At 55.2% G+C, this 17,268-nt stretch carries 18 protein-coding genes; 9 read left to right on the top strand and 9 right to left on the bottom strand.

The window, feature by feature from the left end; genetic code table 11:
* Positions 1 to 114 precede the first annotated feature (114 nt).
* From TRICHSKD4_RS19170 to TRICHSKD4_RS19200, 7 genes are all read left to right on the top strand, one after another.
* On the top strand, positions 115 to 1,044 hold the full coding sequence (locus tag TRICHSKD4_RS19170; protein ID WP_009468584.1) for a DUF6384 family protein: 930 nt from the start codon (positions 115 to 117) through the stop codon (positions 1,042 to 1,044).
* 37 nt (positions 1,045 to 1,081) lie between these two features.
* Complete coding sequence (locus tag TRICHSKD4_RS19175) at positions 1,082 to 2,515, top strand: hypothetical protein (RefSeq protein ID WP_009468585.1); 1,434 nt, start codon at positions 1,082 to 1,084, stop codon at positions 2,513 to 2,515.
* 98 nt (positions 2,516 to 2,613) lie between these two features.
* Entirely contained in the window at positions 2,614 to 3,105 is a 492-nt protein-coding gene (locus tag TRICHSKD4_RS19180; RefSeq protein WP_040617112.1) for a hypothetical protein, read from the top strand.
* A 300-nt stretch (positions 3,106 to 3,405) separates the two neighbouring features.
* Complete coding sequence (locus tag TRICHSKD4_RS31290) at positions 3,406 to 3,696, top strand: hypothetical protein (RefSeq protein ID WP_009468587.1); 291 nt, start codon at positions 3,406 to 3,408, stop codon at positions 3,694 to 3,696.
* Positions 3,697 to 3,854: 158 nt separating this feature from the next.
* Positions 3,855 to 4,472 carry a CDP-alcohol phosphatidyltransferase family protein gene (locus TRICHSKD4_RS19190; RefSeq protein WP_009468588.1) on the top strand — a complete coding sequence of 206 codons (618 nt, stop codon included), beginning with the start codon at positions 3,855 to 3,857 and terminating at the stop codon, positions 4,470 to 4,472.
* Positions 4,469 to 5,389: a phosphatidate cytidylyltransferase gene (locus tag TRICHSKD4_RS19195; RefSeq protein ID WP_009468589.1), complete on the top strand. Its 921-nt coding sequence runs from the start codon at positions 4,469 to 4,471 to the stop codon at positions 5,387 to 5,389. Before TRICHSKD4_RS19190 ends, TRICHSKD4_RS19195 begins: the two co-directional genes overlap by 4 nt.
* Before the next feature lie 11 nt (positions 5,390 to 5,400).
* Positions 5,401 to 6,030 carry a lysophospholipid acyltransferase family protein gene (locus TRICHSKD4_RS19200; RefSeq protein WP_009468590.1) on the top strand — a complete coding sequence of 210 codons (630 nt, stop codon included), beginning with the start codon at positions 5,401 to 5,403 and terminating at the stop codon, positions 6,028 to 6,030.
* A gap of 21 nt (positions 6,031 to 6,051) precedes the next feature.
* On the opposite strand, the gene chrA is transcribed toward TRICHSKD4_RS19200, so the two are convergent.
* The 9 genes from chrA to flgB all read right to left on the bottom strand — a co-directional run bounded on the left by chrA (position 6,052) and on the right by flgB (position 14,405).
* On the bottom strand, positions 6,052 to 7,371 hold the full coding sequence (gene chrA, locus TRICHSKD4_RS19205) for a chromate efflux transporter (RefSeq protein ID WP_009468591.1): 1,320 nt from the start codon (positions 7,369 to 7,371) through the stop codon (positions 6,052 to 6,054).
* Positions 7,372 to 8,190, bottom strand: a complete 819-nt coding sequence (locus TRICHSKD4_RS19210) for a sulfurtransferase/chromate resistance protein (RefSeq protein WP_009468592.1) — start codon at positions 8,188 to 8,190, stop codon at positions 7,372 to 7,374.
* Between the two features lie 143 nt (positions 8,191 to 8,333).
* Positions 8,334 to 10,886 carry a cell cycle histidine kinase CckA gene (gene cckA, locus TRICHSKD4_RS19215; protein WP_009468593.1) on the bottom strand — a complete coding sequence of 851 codons (2,553 nt, stop codon included), beginning with the start codon at positions 10,884 to 10,886 and terminating at the stop codon, positions 8,334 to 8,336.
* Positions 10,887 to 11,003: 117 nt separating this feature from the next.
* Positions 11,004 to 12,083: a flagellar biosynthesis protein FlhB gene (gene flhB, locus TRICHSKD4_RS19220; protein WP_009468594.1), complete on the bottom strand. Its 1,080-nt coding sequence runs from the start codon at positions 12,081 to 12,083 to the stop codon at positions 11,004 to 11,006.
* Between the two features lie 9 nt (positions 12,084 to 12,092).
* A complete protein-coding gene (fliR, locus tag TRICHSKD4_RS19225) occupies positions 12,093 to 12,866 on the bottom strand; it encodes a flagellar biosynthetic protein FliR (protein ID WP_009468595.1) in 774 nt (257 codons plus the stop codon).
* Between the two features lie 9 nt (positions 12,867 to 12,875).
* Entirely contained in the window at positions 12,876 to 13,142 is a 267-nt protein-coding gene (gene fliQ / locus TRICHSKD4_RS19230; protein ID WP_009468596.1) for a flagellar biosynthesis protein FliQ, read from the bottom strand.
* 37 nt (positions 13,143 to 13,179) lie between these two features.
* A complete protein-coding gene (locus TRICHSKD4_RS19235) occupies positions 13,180 to 13,512 on the bottom strand; it encodes a flagellar hook-basal body complex protein FliE (protein WP_009468597.1) in 333 nt (110 codons plus the stop codon).
* A 39-nt stretch (positions 13,513 to 13,551) separates the two neighbouring features.
* Positions 13,552 to 13,962 carry a flagellar basal body rod protein FlgC gene (flgC, locus tag TRICHSKD4_RS19240; protein ID WP_009468598.1) on the bottom strand — a complete coding sequence of 137 codons (411 nt, stop codon included), beginning with the start codon at positions 13,960 to 13,962 and terminating at the stop codon, positions 13,552 to 13,554.
* A gap of 38 nt (positions 13,963 to 14,000) precedes the next feature.
* Entirely contained in the window at positions 14,001 to 14,405 is a 405-nt protein-coding gene (gene flgB, locus TRICHSKD4_RS19245; RefSeq protein ID WP_040617249.1) for a flagellar basal body rod protein FlgB, read from the bottom strand.
* Positions 14,406 to 14,701: 296 nt separating this feature from the next.
* Between flgB and TRICHSKD4_RS28415 the strand changes: the two genes are divergently transcribed.
* Together TRICHSKD4_RS28415 and fliP are read left to right on the top strand one after the other, a co-directional pair.
* Complete coding sequence (locus TRICHSKD4_RS28415; protein WP_009468601.1) at positions 14,702 to 16,495, top strand: flagellar biosynthetic protein FliO; 1,794 nt, start codon at positions 14,702 to 14,704, stop codon at positions 16,493 to 16,495.
* Positions 16,495 to 17,262 carry a flagellar type III secretion system pore protein FliP gene (gene fliP, locus TRICHSKD4_RS19255; protein ID WP_040617114.1) on the top strand — a complete coding sequence of 256 codons (768 nt, stop codon included), beginning with the start codon at positions 16,495 to 16,497 and terminating at the stop codon, positions 17,260 to 17,262. The genes TRICHSKD4_RS28415 and fliP overlap by 1 nt, the downstream gene beginning before the upstream one ends.
* Positions 17,263 to 17,268 lie beyond the last annotated feature (6 nt).

The raw sequence follows: 17,268 nt of genomic DNA on the forward strand, positions 1-17,268 counted from the left end.
AAGCAACAACGAAGAGGCAGGCGAAACTTGTCTCTTCGCATTTTTTGATATTGAAAACCGATCGGCATCAAAGGGCCTTGCCGGGACCTGATGCGGACCAGGAGAATGAGACAGATGGCAGACAAGACTCAGGCACCTTTGGATGACCTGATGATGGCCATGGACGTGGTGGACACACTGCGTCACGAACGGGCGGTTGTAGAAAAGGAAATCGCGGCAGACGACCGGGACGCTTACATGCTCAACCGGCTGCGCCAAATCTACAAGTCGCAAGGCATAGATGTTCCTGATCACATCCTGAAAGCCGGTGTTGAGGACCTGAAGGCGGATCGCTTCGTCTACAAGCCGAAAGGCAGCGGGTTTTCCCGCATGCTGGCGACGGTTTACGTCACACGTGCCACTTGGTCGAAATGGGCAGGTGGGGCGCTGGCTGCACTCGTGCTTGCCGTGTTGGCCTGGCAATTTCTTGTCGTTGCCCCAAGAGAACGGGCGGCAATTGCGCTTCAACAGGAACTGACCGAAACCATCCCGCAATCCATCACGTCCCTGTCTGAGCGCGTTAAATCGCTCACCAATGACCCGGAAATCTTTGCAGAAGCTGACCGGCTTGCGACGACCGGCAAGCTCGCTGCCGAAGACGGAAACATCGAAACAGCCCGCAAGGCAGCCGACGACCTTCGCGATATCGCAACAGCACTCAATCAGGTTTTTGAAGTCCGCATTGTTTCTCGCCCCGGCACCATGACCGGCGTGGAACGTGTACCGGACGTCAATCGCACACAGGCCAACTACTACATTGTTGTGGAAGCGATTGGACCCGACGGCAACGCCCTGACCCGAAAGATTGTTTCGGAAGAAAATAACGAAACGCAAGAGGTCTCCAGCTGGGCCCAGCGCGTCACGCCAGCGCTTTATCGCAAAGTTCGTGATGACAAGGTGCAGGACGGCATTGTTCAGGACAGCCTACTTGGCACAAAAAAGCAGGGTGTTCTGGATATCGAGTGGGCCCGGGGTGTGAAGGACGGAGCAATCACCAAATGGTAAGGCAACCTTCTGCAAAACAAAAAAATGAGGTGGAGCCATGCTGACCGGACGCCAAACCCTTGCCTCCATTGATGCAGCTCTGAATGATCTTCGCCGCGAAGAAGCAGAGCTGGGCACCCGCATTGAACGGGCCACACGCTCATTTGCCGATTTCCAGACCCGCAAGGGTGAAGCCTACAAGGATCTGGCGCGGTTCCGGCTGGACACGCAATCCATTGAAACTCTGGACATCCGTCTGGATTCCGCGGCACGCGAAGCACGGCGCCTGTTGGACAAGCGCAGTGCTGACTTGAAGGTTTTGACCGAAACACTTCGCGAGCGGGAAACAGAGCGTGCGCAACTGGACGCGGAACGCGAAGCAATCATCACTGCACAGACGGATGCCGAAGACCGGGTCGACAGCCTGTTGGAAGCTGTTGATGACGCGCTTGATGGGGACACGGCATTCCTTGCGCAGCGTGACATCGCCCTCAACGCTCAAAAGACCGCGGAAGCAACAGCTTCAAAGGCGCAAACTGCAATTCAGGATCAGGCAGAGAAGGGCAAGGCCTATGAGGATGACGCTCTTTTTGTGTATCTGTGGCAGCGGGGCTTTGGCACTCCGGATTACAACCACCTTGGCTTGACCCGTGCGCTGGACCGCTGGGTAGCCGGTATAATTGATTTCCATGATGCCCGCGCTAACTACGCGATGCTCACCAGTTTACCGGAACGCCTCCAGAGCCATGCCGAACGCTGTGCAGAGCAGGCAGAAGAAGAAGCTGCTCGCCTTGATGCACTCAGCCGTTCTGCCATGGAGACTGCAGCAGGCGAGGACCTGATCGGGAAAATCGAGACCTATAACGCGCAGGTGGCTGACTACGACTCCCGCGTTGACGCTCTCGACAAGGCCATCGAAACAGTCGCTCAAGCGATCAAGGACTTCAGCACCGGGGATGATGCTGACTACCAGAAAGCCGAAGAACATCTGGCCACATCATTGAGAGGAGATGATCTGGATGAACTCTGGCGCGAAGCACTCGCTACGCCTTCACCAGAAGACGAGAAAATCGTCCGGCAGATCGAGGATCTGAGCGGGCGGATGGAGGCCCTCACCCGCGAAATTCGTCAGGACCGGGAACTACAACGCGATATTTCTGCTCGGCGCAGTCAGTTGGCTGATGTCAGTACGCGTTTCCGCTCAAAAGGATATGACCGCTGGGAATCGACTTTCTCCGACAACAGTCTGGCAACCGTTCTTCTTGGCGAACTGGTCAAAGGCGGTCTGGATGCCGCCGAATATTGGGCCCGCGCCGAACGCTCACATAAATGGCGCAAGCCGCGTGGAGGACGGGTCGGTTTCCCGAAAGGCTCTGGCCTGCCCACAAGTATGGGCGGACGCTCTCGTTCGAGTGGCGGCTTTGGAGGTGGCGGTTTCAGTTCCGGAGGTGGGTTTGGCGGTGGAGGCTTCACCACAGGCGGTGGATTTTAATTCCGACTGCACACCATTGCCAACAGCCTCAATGCATTTATAAGTATTTCGCCCTAGACTTGCCGTTAAGTGACGTTGAAAAATCTGCCGAGAGTGCCATGCTGAAACGATATGCCTCTGTTGTTCTTGCTCTGTTGCTGGCCGCATGCCAGTCCAGCACAAAGCCGACCACTCCGGAGACGACACAACCTACCTTGACCGTTCCGCAGGGAGCGCAGAGCGTAAATATCGCGGCTGATCCGCAGACAGTTCGCACTGCCCTCGTTACGAGTGCCAACGAGCGGGGAACCAAGGTTGTGCAGAATAGCGCCAACATGGTGGTCATGGAGCGTGTCATGGCGGGCGATAACCCGGCGCTCGATCAAGAGTTTGGGCCGTCTAACAATGGAAACCGCGTTATCCGTATTCGCGTACGGTTCACTGGAGCCGCCTGCAACACTTTTGCGGTGCAGGAGCTGGCCGTCATAAACAATGCCAGCACCGCACTTGAACAAAGCTTTGTCCTGCCGGGTAACGCCAACACGCAGGACAGCCTCAATGGCCTGAAATCCCGCGCTGAACAATCCAGCAGCTGTCCGAGGATTGGTTAGGGACATTTACCCCCTTGGGAAAATCCACAATTTATCGGGCTGCCGCCAGCAAAACCACTTGGGTTTGAATATCAAGCACTTCACAACCTTCGGAAGAAAACGGAGGTTCATTTGAAGTATCTCGTCTTACCTGTCGCATTGCTCTTAAATGGCTGCCAATCTGATGGCTCGGGTCCGGCACCTGAACCGAAATTGAATCCGGAAGAACTCGTCTGCAAGAATAGCGGTTTAACGCAAGGAACAGCAGATTTTAGTCGGTGCGTTTCTATCACTCGCATCGCCGAGGGATTTGTCGGGATTATGGAAACCGACAAAAACCGAGGCACGTCCCAGGCAGAGCAGGCCCGGAAGGAACGCGACACAATCGGCAACGGTTTAGCGACCCAAATCTGCGACAAGTATGCTCGGGAAAGCACTCGATATCCGATCAAACGGCTCCAGAATTCCAAAGTGACTGGAGACTATGAGAAAACGGTCACCATCAGTTATTCGATCGACCGGACAGCTGAAGATCCGAATGTGATCTATTCGGTATTGGAAGCCGAATGCAAACTTAGAGGCAGGCAGATCGTAGACTATAACGAGCGGTAACGCCTGTTGCAGACCTGAAACGCAATTCCGCTGGAGCAGCGTGGGGCAGCGCCAGAATGAACGATGGGAAACATCCCAGGCTGCTTAATGAATGAGAAAAGTTGAATTGCAGACAGAGGTGACGCATGGTGAGCAAAATTGACCAGTAAAGCTCTTCCATGCCCACCGTTTATCAGCTGAAGTCCCGATTTCAGAACATTCTCCGCCCTCTCTGCAACAGACTTGCCAGTGCTGGCATCACTGCCAATCAGGTGACCATCGGCGCTCTTGCCCTGTCTGTTGTGGAAGGCCTCGCCATCTACACCTTCCCGGCCAGCATCTGGCCCTTTGTCCTTTTACCCGTAATCCTGTTCGTCCGCATGGGCCTGAACGCCATCGACGGCATGCTGGCCCGCGAACACGACCAGAAATCAAGTCTTGGCGCGATTCTCAATGAGCTGGGCGATGTGGTATCGGATGTCGCGCTTTACCTGCCCTTTGCAGCCCTTCCCTTCATTCGACCGGACCTTGCCGTTGGTCTGGTGGTGCTGGCGATCATCGTGGAGATGACTGGCATCATCGGCGTCCAGATTGGAGCGAGCCGACGCTATGACGGCCCCTTTGGCAAAAGCGACCGGGCTGTTCTTTATGGAACCTGTGGCGCCTTGACCGCCATCGGCGTGACGAGCCCGCTGCTTTTCACCATCGTGTTTACCCTCGCGTGCGGCCTGTCTCTTTGGACCATCTGGAATCGTGCCCGCAACGCCCTTCGTGAACTGGAGCAATCCCGACCATGACATCCTTTCATTGGGCGATTGCCGGTATCTGGGGGCTTTTGATCGTAGCCAGCATCATCGTATTCACTATCTCGAAGCGCTCTGCAAAGGATGTCAGCGAACTGGTTCAACGAACCCAAAGCTGGTGGGTCATGATCGGGATCTTCACGGTCGCCTTCCTCGTCAACCCAGTTATCTCGATCATCGTGTTCGGCCTCATCAGCTTTCTGGCGCTAAAAGAGTATTTCTCAATGATCCCGACACGACGGGCCGACCGACGGGTGCTGCTCTGGGCCTATCTTTCAATCCCTATCCAGTATTTCTGGGTCTATGACAGCTATTACGGCATGTTTGCGGTCTTCATTCCGGTCTACATGTTCCTGTTCCTGCCTTTTGCCAGCCTGATCTCCCAGCAGACGGACGGGTTCCTTAAGTCGGTCGGAACGCTGAATTGGGGCCTGATGCTGTGCGTGTTCTCGATCAGCCATGCGGCCTTTCTCATCACCTTGCCGCCGGTGACCGATGGCGGCGCGGGCGGCCCCGGACTGTTGCTGTTCCTTGTGTTTCTGACCCAGTTCAATGACGTTGCCCAATACACCTGGGGCAAGATGTTCGGACGCCACAAGATCATTCCCGGTGTCAGTCCGAACAAGACCTGGGAAGGTTTTCTCGGCGGAGTTGGCACCACGTTCGTGCTTGCCGTTCTCACTGCACCCCTAGTTACGCCGTTTTCCTTGGCTCATGCGGCGGCAATCGGTCTTATCATCCCGGTCGCCGGCTTTGTGGGAGACGTCACGGTTTCAGCCCTGAAGCGGGACCTCGGGGTCAAGGACACAGGCAGCCTCATTCCCGGTCATGGCGGCATTCTCGACCGGATCGACAGCCTGACCTTCACCGCGGCGATCTTCTTCCATTTCACCCGTTTCTTCTTCTACTAGGCCGCAAACGCATGCTGCAGAAGGTCTTCTATATCTTCATCAAGATAGCAGTGCTCTTTCTGCTGGGGCTGAATGTTCGGCGCAAGGAACTCCTGCCGGACACAGGTCCGGCCATCATTGTCGCCAACCACAACAGCCATCTCGACACGATGGTCTTGATGGCCCTGATGCCTCTGGACCGCCTGAAAGACATCAAGCCGGTCGCAGCGGCCGATTATTTCTTTTCAACCCCGAAGATGGAGTGGATTTCCGAACATGTGCTCGGCATCATTCCGGTTGAGCGCAGCGGTGCAAAGAAATCCGTCGATCCTCTTCAAGGCTGTTATGGCGCCCTTGAACAGAACAAGGTTCTGATCCTCTTTCCCGAAGGCTCGCGCGGCGAACCGGAGAAGATGATAGACTTAAAGAAAGGCGTGTCCTATATCGCCGAGCGCTTCCCCGATGTGCCGGTCGTTCCCGTGTTCACCCATGGTCTTGGCAAGGCGCTACCGAGGGGCTCTTGGCTATTGGTTCCCTTCTTCTGCGACATCTTTGTCGGCGACGCGTTCAATTGGACCGGTGATCGCGCCAGCTTCATGATCACCCTGCAGGAGCGGTTTCAAACCCTCTCAAAGGAAAAGAACTTTGCTTCGTGGGAATAGCCCCCACGAAGCGAAACCTCATTACACCTGTGACAGCCCCCACCCCAGAGCAGCTGCGACCCCGAGGACCAGAAACAGGATCTTATGCCAGCGCAGCAGGAGAAGGCCGCAGATGAGCGTGATGACGGGCACGCGCCAATCGAGACTGGAAAGGTTCGGAATCCAAAGTGTCAGAGGCCCGTGCCTGCGTGCGCTCACCTCACCAAAGAGCACATGCAGCGCGAACCAGACCGACAGGTTGAGCACCACGCCAACGACTGCGGCAATAATCGCCGTCAGAGCCCCCTTCAAACGCGGTTGGGCCGATATCCATTCAATGTAAGGTGCACCTGCAAAGATCCAGAGGAAACATGGCGCAAAGGTTGCCCAAAGCGCCACCATGCCCCCTGCTAGGGCCAACCCCACTCCCCCTTCCTTGAAAGCGGCCAGAAAGGCCACGAACTGGGTGACGAGAATGAGTGGTCCCGGCGTTGTTTCGGCCAAGCCGAGCCCGTCCATCATTTCCCCGGCGGTCAGCCACCCGTTCTGCGTCACCACATCCTGCGCCATATAAGCCAGAACCGCGTAGGCTCCGCCAAAGGTGACGACTGCGAGCTTTGAAAAGAACAGGCCAATTTCGCTGAGGATCGGCACGCCCGACAAGGCCCCAACGGCTACGAGAGGGGCGAACCAGACAACAAGTCCGATCAGAACCGTTGCAAGTGTGCGCTTGGTAGAGACCGTTACCGCAACCTCCGCGCCCTCCCCCGCGTCTTCACGGTAGGCAACAGCTCCGTACCCGGCCGCCAGCAATACGATCAACGGAAACGGCACAGCCAGAAAGAAGATCGCGAAGAAAGACAAGCCTGCGAGAACCCATTGCGAAGGATTGGTCAGGGCGCGCCGCGACAGCTTCAAGAGCGCTTCAAAGACAATGACAAGGACGGCAGCCTTGATGCCGAGAAAAGCCTGACCAAGCACGGAAACTTGCCCATAAAGGGCATAAATCGTCCCGAGCAGGAAAATGACCGCCGCACCGGGCAGGACAAACAACAGGCCTGCAAGCAATCCGCCTGCAACGCCTTTCAGCCGCCAGCCGGCATAGGTCGCCAGCTGCATCGCCTCCGGACCCGGCAACAACATGCAAAAGCCCAGAGCATTGGTGAAGCTGCGCTCCGACAACCATCTGGTCTCGTCAACCAGCTTGCGATGCATGAGGGCAATTTGTGCTGCCGGCCCGCCAAAGGACAAAAGCCCGATATTGAGAAACACGCGCAAAAGCGCTCGCCACCCCGGAGAGCCGTGATCTGAGGGCGAATTTTCCATCGCCCGCGTGGTCATTTCTGATCGCTGATCCACCACTCACCCCCGCTTCGCCGCTGCCGGCCAATCATGACCTTCATCGCTCGCATCCCGAGCCCAGCGATAGAACGCATCATATAGGCCAAGTCCAGCCTCAAGTTGCTGAAGATCATTCATGAACATGCGCGACAACCCGACAGAGACAGCAAGCAGACCTGCGGCTTGTGGCGCAAGATCATGCCGGTTTGTATCGGCTGCCCGCACGACAAGGGCAAGGCGCTCCAGCGCCTCACTCTTAAGGCCGAATTCTTCAACCATTGTGTCAAACGTGCAGGTATCTCCCCTGTGGCTCCAGAAAACGTCCTCCACATCAAAAGGAACAGCGCCAAAACGATCGGCGACACCTTGAACCTGCGAGGGAGAAACAGACAGGAACCGGGCCTTTGGATCGATAATCCGCCGGATAAGCCATGGACAGGCAATCCGGTCGATCTTGGGGCGGTGCCGCGTCACCCAGATTTGCTCGCCGGGCACATTGCCAGAAGCAACGGATGTAGCTGGAATGCGAACAAAACCGGCGGCATTCCAGCCCTCCGCCCCACCGTCCAGATATTCGGCAGAAATACCATGAAGTCTCAAAAGCGCAGCTGTCCCTTCGCTCAGCTTCAAACCACCATGGCAGACCACCACCACCTTGCGACCGGCAAGGTCAGGAACAAGGTTCTCAATGGTTCGGTGAGAGTGCCTGAAGGCGGTCGGGATAAACGTCGGATTTGCCTCAAAATCCTCATTAATGCGCACATCAATGATAACCGGGCAGTCCGGTGTTCCGATAAGACGGTTCAGTTGGGAAGCGGTAATGGCATTTGGTGACGGCATGATGCGCCCTTCCATGTTTCAGGATTAAAAGGACGCGAATTTGGGCCATCGCCTCACGGGGTATTCGCAAACCCCATGAGATACAAACTAATCAGATCCAACCTAAAGTCAAATCACTTGAAAAGAGCCGGGGTTCTTCCCCCTCAGCTTTCCAAGACCTCTTTCACTTTTGTCGCCAACTGCTTGAGGGTGAACGGTTTTGGCAGGAAGTCGAACTGCTCGTTTTCGGGCAGGTTTTCTTCAAAGGCATCTTCTGCGTAGCCCGAGACAAAGATGATTTTCAGGTCAGGCCGTGTCTTGCGCAGCTCAACAAGCAAGGATGGACCGTCCATCTCCGGCATCACGACGTCTGAAACCACAAGATCAACTGCGCCGTCATTTTCGTCCATGACTTCGAGCGCCTCGGTTCCCGATCCCGCCTCATAGACTGTGTAACCGCGAGACGCCAAGGCACGAGCTGCAAACGCCCGTACGGCTTCTTCATCCTCGACCAGCAAGATGGATGCAGACCCCGTGAGGTCAGCGGTTTTCTCGCTCTCGGCTTCTTGGGCAACAGGTTTTGCTTCTTCTACGATGTCCGGAATATGGCGCGGCAGGAACAAACGGAAGGTTGTGCCAATGTCCACCTCGCTGGTGCAGAAGACGAACCCGCCAGTTTGTTTGACGATCCCGTAAACCGTTGAAAGACCTAGGCCCGTACCCTTGCCCACTTCTTTTGTAGAGAAGAACGGATCAAAGATCTTTTGCATGACATCGGCCGGAATGCCGTGACCGGTGTCTTCGACTTCGACAAGCGCGTATTCGCCCGGAGGCATGCCGCGCGTGTTTTCAAATTTGGTCGATTCTTCGGCTGACACATTGGTTGTGCGGATTGTCAGCTTGCCGCCATCGGCCATTGCATCGCCAGCGTTGACAGCAAGGTTCACAATCACCTGTTCCAGCTGGTTGAGGTCAGCCATAACCGGCCACAGGTCCCGGCCATGGATCACCTGCAGCTCGACCTTCTCGCCCAAAAGGCGGTCCAGAAGAATGGAAAGATCAGCCAGAACATCATTGAGAGCGAGTTGTTGCGGGCGCAGCGTTTGACGACGGGAGAACGCAAGCAACTGACGGACAAGTCCAGCTGCGCGGTTGGCGTTCTGCTTGATATTCATGATGTCCTGGAAGGACGGATCTGTTGGACGATGGCTTGCCAAAAGCAGGTCCGAGAAGCCAATGATCGCTGTCAGGACGTTGTTGAAGTCGTGCGCGACGCCGCCGGCCAGCTGACCAATCGCCTGCATCTTCTGACTTTGGGCAAACTGCGCTTCCAACGTGCGCTGCTGGGTGGTTTCAAGCGCATAGACGATGGTCGTCTCCCCGTCCCCTTCCCCATCCTGAACAGCTGAAACGTAGAACGTAGCCGAGCGCGGATCATGTCCTTCGCTCAGCGGAATATCAATTGGTGCAATCTCGCCAATGCCTTGGGAAGCCGCGCTAAGCGCTTTGCCAAGGTGGTCTCGGCCACTCTCGGCAACATAAGCCTCAAGTTTTGGCGCACCCTCATCCATATCCACCGCACCGAGCAACTTCAGGAACGGTGCATTGGTGCGAAGTACGCGGCCCTCTTTGTCGAGAGAGGCGATGGCAATCGGCGTATTGTTAAAGAAGCGGGCAAAACGCACTTCTGCCGCCCGCAGCGCCTCGGATGCCTCTTCACCCCGCGAACGGTTCAAAACAAGCGTGCGGCTGTCCCCAGCAACACCATTTTCCCCAAACGGCACACGGTGCAGCAACCGAACAGGCAGACCGCGGCCAGACCGCGTCACAAGATCAAGGTCAAACGTGTCGCTCTTGACCTCTCCCGCGTGGCCCTTGACGGACCGGATCAGCTCCGCCCCATCACCGCGTACAATATCGATCAGGGAGAGATCTCCCACCTCGAACTGGGCCAGATCATAGCCGAGCCAGTCGGCAAGCGTCGCGTTGAGATAAACGACCTGACCGGATGCATCGCAGGACAGGAAACCGGCTGGGGCGTGATCGAGGAAGTTGATAACCCGCTGCAGTTCCTGAAACGAATTTTCCTGCTCGGCCCGATCGCGGGTAATGTCTGAGAGCTGCCACACGGTCAGGCGGCGTGCCGACCGGCCTTTGGCTGACACATCTACAGGGCGGACCAGCACCCGATACCAACGCGGGCCACCCTCCGTGCGCCCGAGCGGCGATACCATGCGAACTTCTTCCTGCGCCCGGCGTCCATCACGCATAGCCTGAGAAAGGCGATAGATGGCATCAGCAGCATCGGGATCGCTGGAAAACACCCGTTCGATTACACGAACATCTGAAGCCCCTTCCGCGCCGGTCAGATCAGCATAGGCCTGATTGGCATAGACGAGACGTCCATCCTGATCCGTGACCAAAGCGCCGTCTTCCAGGGTGGCTAGAAAGGCTGCGGCGATTGGGCTGGATTCATTTGTGCGGGAGGCAAGGCGCAAGAACCCGATGGCTCCTGCAAAAAGACAGAAAACCCCAATGACGGCGAGGATGCCCAACATACCCAAGACGAAGGGTTGAGCCTGAGCCCGATCCATGAGCGCAAAGCTTGCAGCAGCTCCGACAAGAACCAGCGCCAGCAAAATCAGCAACCACAAACTGCCAGCCCGTTCAGGCCGGTCAATCAGGGGCTCATTCGCCGCACCGTCAAATTCACTCATCGTCGTGTAACTCCTCAGCCCGAATCGGTTTCAGGCTTTCTTCCAGCATTCTGCGAACAGCAACCAAATTCAACCAAACCACCGCTTGGTCGTGTGGATGAATAGCGCCAGATCTCATTATCCTGATCGCCAGCTGGACTTGTTCCGCATGCGATAAACGAAGCCGATGACTTCCGCCACTGCTTTATAATGTTCTTCGGGCACTTCCTGCTCAATCTCAACGCTTGCATAGAGCGCACGGGCCAAAGGTGGGTTCTCCACCACAGGAATCTTCTTTTCCTTGGCCAATTCACGGATTTTCAATGCGACAGCATCGGTTCCCTTGGCAAGACACAGTGGGGCTCCCATGCCCTCTTCATATTTTAGCGCCACCGCAAAGTGAGTCGGGTTGGTCACAACCACTGTTGCATCCGGCACAGCTGCCATCATGCGCTTGCGGGAACGTTCCATGCGGAGTTGCCGGATTTTGCCTTTAACGTGCGGGTCGCCTTCTGTTTGCTTGTACTCATCCTTGACGTCACGAAGGGACATCTTCTGCTTATTGAACCATTTGTTCTTCTGATAAGCATAGTCAGCAGCTGCGACCACCGTCATGAATGCCATCACAGCACCAAGCAACTGAAGGATCAAAAACCGCGCTTCTTCCAGCAAAATGACCGGATCTGCGAAGATCATGATGTCCGCCTCGTCCCGGTGTGGCCACAGGACGAGAACCATCAGGGCTCCCACTACAAAGATCTTCGCCAACCCTTTGGCGAAATTGACCAAACTGTCTTTGGAAAAAAGCCGCTTGAACCCAGACAGCGGCGACACCTTGGAGAGTTTTGGCTTCATGGTTTCAGCGGTAAAGACCAGTTGGTGCTGAACCATGTTTCCAGCAATCGCCATGACCACCAAAGCCATGAGCGGCAGACCGACGATCAAGGCGATGGACTGGCCGGTGTCCCGCCAAAGAGCTTTCAGCGCAAATCCGTCAACCGGAATGTCATGGGCATGTTCCATAAAGCCCTTCAGGTGATTGCCAACAGCCGCGCCAATCGTGGGTGCAAACAGGGCAATAAGCAGCGTTGTCCCGGCAAGCGTGAACCAGGTACTGACTTCCTGCGATTTGGCAACATCCCCCTTGTCTAACGCATCCTTCAAGCGTTTCTGTGTGGGGTCCTCAGTCTTTTCTGCATCATCTTGATCATCAGCCATGACGCTCTCCTACCCCGCGATAAACTTGCCCAAAGCGCCTTCGAAATGGTCCAGATAGAAGGCCATCAAAGTGCTGAGCAGTACCATGAGGAGGAAGAACCCGATCGCAATATTGACCGGCATGGCGATGAAGAAGATCTGCATTTGGGGCATCAGCTTGTTCAAAAGGCCGAGCCCGAAATAGAAGACAAGTCCCATCACGATAAAGGGGGCGCTCATGCGAAGCGCTATGGAAAATACTTCTGCAACGGTGTTCGTCGCATTGGTCACAAAATCCCCGACAGGCACCAACTCACCTGGAGGAAAAAGAGTAAAGCTGTCATGCAAGGCTGCAATGACCAGATAGTGGCTGTCCGTGGCAAAAACCATCGCAATGCCAACCATGGACAGATAGTTGCCGAACAGGGTGCCCTGCTGGCCACCATTGGCAAGGTCTGCGCCGAACGCAAAGGCCAAACCGGACTGGTTGGCCATGATCACGCCCGCAGTTTGAAGTGTGGTTGTGAAAAGCCTTATGCAGAGGCCCACCGCAAATCCGATAATCATTTCACCACCCATGAAAACCAGCAGGCGGGCCGGATTATCTGTCAGGCCTGCCGGATATGAGCCGGAAATGACGGGATAGAGAACCAGTGTAATGCCCAACGCAATTGTCAGACGTATGCGCGTTGGGATTGATGTTTCACCCAAGGCGGGCATCAACATGATCAGCGTGCCAATCCGCGCGAACATCAACAAGAAGATCGCTGTGATTTGCGGCAGAAAGTCGAGCTGAACAGTCATCGGCCGCCGTCAGGACGTTTGCAGGATCATCTCAGCGATCCGCGCCGTGAAGGAAGCCAAAAGTTGCCCCATGAAAGGCAGAGACAACAGCAGAGTTACAAAAATGGCGAGGATCTTCGGAACGAAGACCAACGTCATTTCCTGAATTTGCGTCAGCGCCTGAAACAAGGCGATAACCACGCCAACAAGCAGACCGATAATCATCACGGGCGCGGAGATGAAGATCATCGTCCACACACCTTCTCGAGCCAAATCGAGCACTTCACCACCGGTCATCGCAAGCCTCCACTTCTCTCAGGAGCCGGAAACCGGATCAGATTGGCATCCGCTTGATTTCTTCGTAAGCCGAAATCACCCGGTCGCAAACTGAAACCATCATTTCAAGCGCTACTTCGGCTTCGGCAATTGCGGTCACCACGTCAACCACGTCAGTCTTGCCTTCCACAAGACCCATCGCCTTCTGGTCAGCATCGCGTCCTTGTTGGACGATATTTGATACCGCCTCTTGCACCATTTGCCCAAAATCAACGTCTGGCGTTTTGACCTTGGCTTCGTTTTGAGCAACCTTGGCTTCGTTTTGAGCAATTTGCTGCGCCATACGAGCAGCAGACTGATACGCATTGTTGGCGATCAACGAACTGGACATGGTCCCGAACTCCTAACTCTACAAAGGGACTGAACGGGGTCAGCCCTTCAGGATATCGATGGTTCGCTGAAGCATGCGACGGGAAGACTGGATCACGTTCAAATTGGCCTCGTAAGACCGTTGAGCTTCACGCATATCCGCCGTTTCAATCAGCGTATTGACGTTGGGCTCCAGAACATATCCTTGTTCATTTGCCGCCGGGTGGCCGGGTTGGTAGCGCTCTTTGAATGCTGACTTGTCTTCGGCTACTTTTCCAAGCTCGACAACTTCTGCGTTGAGTTCCTTGGAAAAATGAGATTGGAACGTTGGAACTCGGCGGCGATAGGGTTCCCCGTCCGGGGTCTTTGCCGTCGAATTCGCATTGGCAATGTTTTCCGCGATCACCCGCATCCGACCATTTTGCGCCTTCAGACCAGACGCTGCGACGAACAGGGATTTGATCAGATCCATTTCAGGTCTCCTGATGCCAATTCAAGGCACCGCTTGTATCAGCCGCCTCTTGAAAGCGCGGTCCGAATGAGGCCCAAGCCTCGCGAATAGAGCGTTGTGGCGGCTTGATAGTCCATCTGGTTCTGAGTGACTTTCATCATCTGCTCTTCAAGAACCACGTTGTTGCCGCTCGGCGTCACCTCAAACATGTCACGCTCTTCAGCTTTACTGGCGACACCTGGCGCAGCTGATCCAGAGATATGCCCGACTTTTGTCACCGAAGTAGACAGGCCCGATTGCGCAAGCCCCACATGGTCAGCGAAACTGAATGCCGTGACTTCTCTGGCGCTGTAACGGGGGGTGTCAGCATTGGCGACGTTTTCCGACAAGACTCCTTGCCGAACCTGATGCCATTGCATCTTGGACTTGAGCGCTTGAAAAAGCGGAATGTCAGAAATCGCCATTTCGGCCACCATTGGTTAACAAACTAGGCAAACATTGCCGCCCAGAAGGTTAATGAAAGGTTAACAAATCATAACCCTGCACCCGCAGACCACCGGTTTCCGGGGCATTGACGCGAATTTCCTTTGCATTTTGCAAGATTTTCCATGGCTTTGGCAGGCAGTTTTTGCCCACCTCTGTTAACCTGTGAACAGTGCAAGATTCGTTTTTGGCTTTCCGGCTCTGGTAGCACTTCTACCGACCCGTCGAATCCGGATCAGCAAGGTGTTCAGTCAAAGTTAGCGATCAAGAGGACCCAATGTACGAGTGGATAGAACAAACGCTGGGTGTTGGAGACGGAATAGCCCGGATTCTCGCCTTTAGCGTCTCCCTGATCGTCGTTCTGGCCCTCTTCGGACTGTTCGTGGTGATCTTGAAACGGTTGATGGGGTCTTCCATGCCCGGTCAGCGGAATCGCCAACCTCGTATCCAGATCATGGATGCGGCAAGCCTTGATCCAAGACGCCGCCTTGTTCTCGTTCGCCGGGATAATGTGGAGCACCTTATTCTGATCGGCGGCACCAACGATGTGGTTGTGGAACAGTCCATCGTCCGCAATGCTCCACTTGGTGCCCACAATTCCCGGCAGATTGGACTGGCAGCAGGCCCCGGCCCTCTCCCTGAACCCAAAGTGCCGGAAATCACAGACGAACTGCCCGCACCGAAGATTGCAGCAGAAGGTGAGCCTGCAGAGCACCCGGCCAAGGCGAAACTGGAAGCAGCCATTGAGCGAAAGCGGGCAGAAAAATCTGTGGAAGCGGAGAAAACAAAACAGCTCCCAACGGCGGATCAACTGGCAACAGCTCGATCCCGCCCCTCCTCCAATCGCTCGGCATCTGACAACAAAATTGCGACCATCGAAAAACCAGCATCGTCCAAAGCCGCCGCAAGTTTGGTCCGTGCTGCCGCCAACAGCATGCTGAATTCGCGTCGGGACAAAACCGATCCGATCACCAAACCAGAGACAGAGAAGAAAGACCAACACCTCTCTTTGGTCAGCCCGTTGGATGCACCTCTAGGTACAGACGCCAAGTCAGCCGACGCAAAAGCAAAAGCAGCACCAGATGTAAAGCCCGATATTAAGGTAGAACAGAACGCCACTGAAACGGAGGCTGCTGCATCACCACTTGACGCCGAATTGTTCGAGCCGGAAAAGTCCGAGGCTCCAGAAACAGACAAATCGGCAGCCACCCCTAATCGGTTTTCCGCTTTCGCCAGTCGCAGGGCAACCGATTGGCGGCAAAATGAGAGCCGTCCTGCGCCAAAAATCACTCCCCCCGCATCCGGGCCAGCGGCACGGGCACGAACAGCATTTTTGAACACAGGCACGAATAGTCTTTCCGATGCTTCGACAACGGAAAAAGACAATACCGGCTCGTCCAACCCTGCGAATGATCAAACCTTGTCGTCTTCATTGGATAAAGAAGAGACCAATGCAGCATCCGAAGCTACCAAGCCAACGAACACCCCTGCAATCTCTCGTCCAACTTTCGGCAAACTGACGACGCCTTCCAACCCAGAAACAAAGACACCCGGCGATGATGGAGCGTCTAAGGAAGAACAAGCCGCCCAGCCCGAAAGAGCCATGGCAGAAGCTTCAGTGACATCTGAATCTGTAGTGATGGATGACGAAGTCGTAGAAGCAAAAACGACAGAAGAGCCCATCGCTGAAGATCTAACAAAGGAATCTGAAGAAGGGCTCTCAGAAACCGCAGCCAATCTGGATGACGACGACGTCGTGAAATCGGAAGTCGATCCGGAGAACCCGGAAACGCGGGCCGATGTCGCCATGGAAAAGGCTGAAAAAGCTGCTCAGCAAGACGCCGAAGAAAAAGCCAAACAGAAAGCTTCGACTGAAACAAAAACTGAAGCAAAAGCCGGGGCGATCCAATCGGTTGAGAAACCGGCGTTTCGGACAACTGCCAATCTTTCGTCTGTCAGTGCGGGCCCAAGAACCGCGACAGCTCAAGCCCACAGCACCCCCATCGAGATAAACCCGATCGAAGCAGAAATGGAAAAGCTGCTCGATGAAATAAACGGACCACGAAACTGATGACACAGCGCCTCCGGCTGATCCCGGGACGCAAAGGGCTCTTACTCCTCATCGCAGCAATAGGATGTCTGTTGCTGCCGATCTGGGCAGCCAATGCACAGGAAATCACGATCGGTTTTGGGGATGACACCACCTTGACCGAACGCGCAGTTCAACTGCTTGCGCTGTTGACTGTGCTGTCACTTGCACCGTCGATCCTGATCATGGTGACCAGCTTCACCCGGATTGTTGTTGTTCTCTCTTTGCTTCGCTCTGCAATTGGCTTGCAAACCGCGCCCCCTAACATGGTGATGATCAGTCTGGCCATGTTCCTGACGGCGTTCATCATGGCTCCGACCCTGCAAAAGGCGTATAATGACGGAGTCCAACCGCTCATTGACGATGATATTGAATTCAACCAGGCCTTTGAGCGGGCATCAGACCCGTTCCGCCAGTTCATGCTGTCTCAAGTGCGCGAGAAGGATCTAGCTCTTTTTCAGGAACTTTCCGGACGCCCTGCCCCCGATACGCCAGAAGAGCTAGAGCTGAGCACGCTCGTTCCAGCCTTCATGATCAGCGAGTTGAAACGGGCCTTTGAAATTGGCTTTTTGCTCTATTTGCCGTTTCTCATCATCGACCTTGTAATTGCATCGGTTCTCATGTCGATGGGTATGATGATGCTACCGCCAGTGGTCATCTCACTGCCGTTCAAGCTGATCTTCTTTGTGTTGGTGGATGGCTGGAATCTGGTGGCCGGATCACTCGTCAAGAGTTTCGGCGGCGGGTAAATCCGC

The sequence above is a fragment of the Roseibium sp. TrichSKD4 genome, from assembly GCF_000148725.1.
GTDB lineage: Bacteria > Pseudomonadota > Alphaproteobacteria > Rhizobiales > Stappiaceae > Roseibium.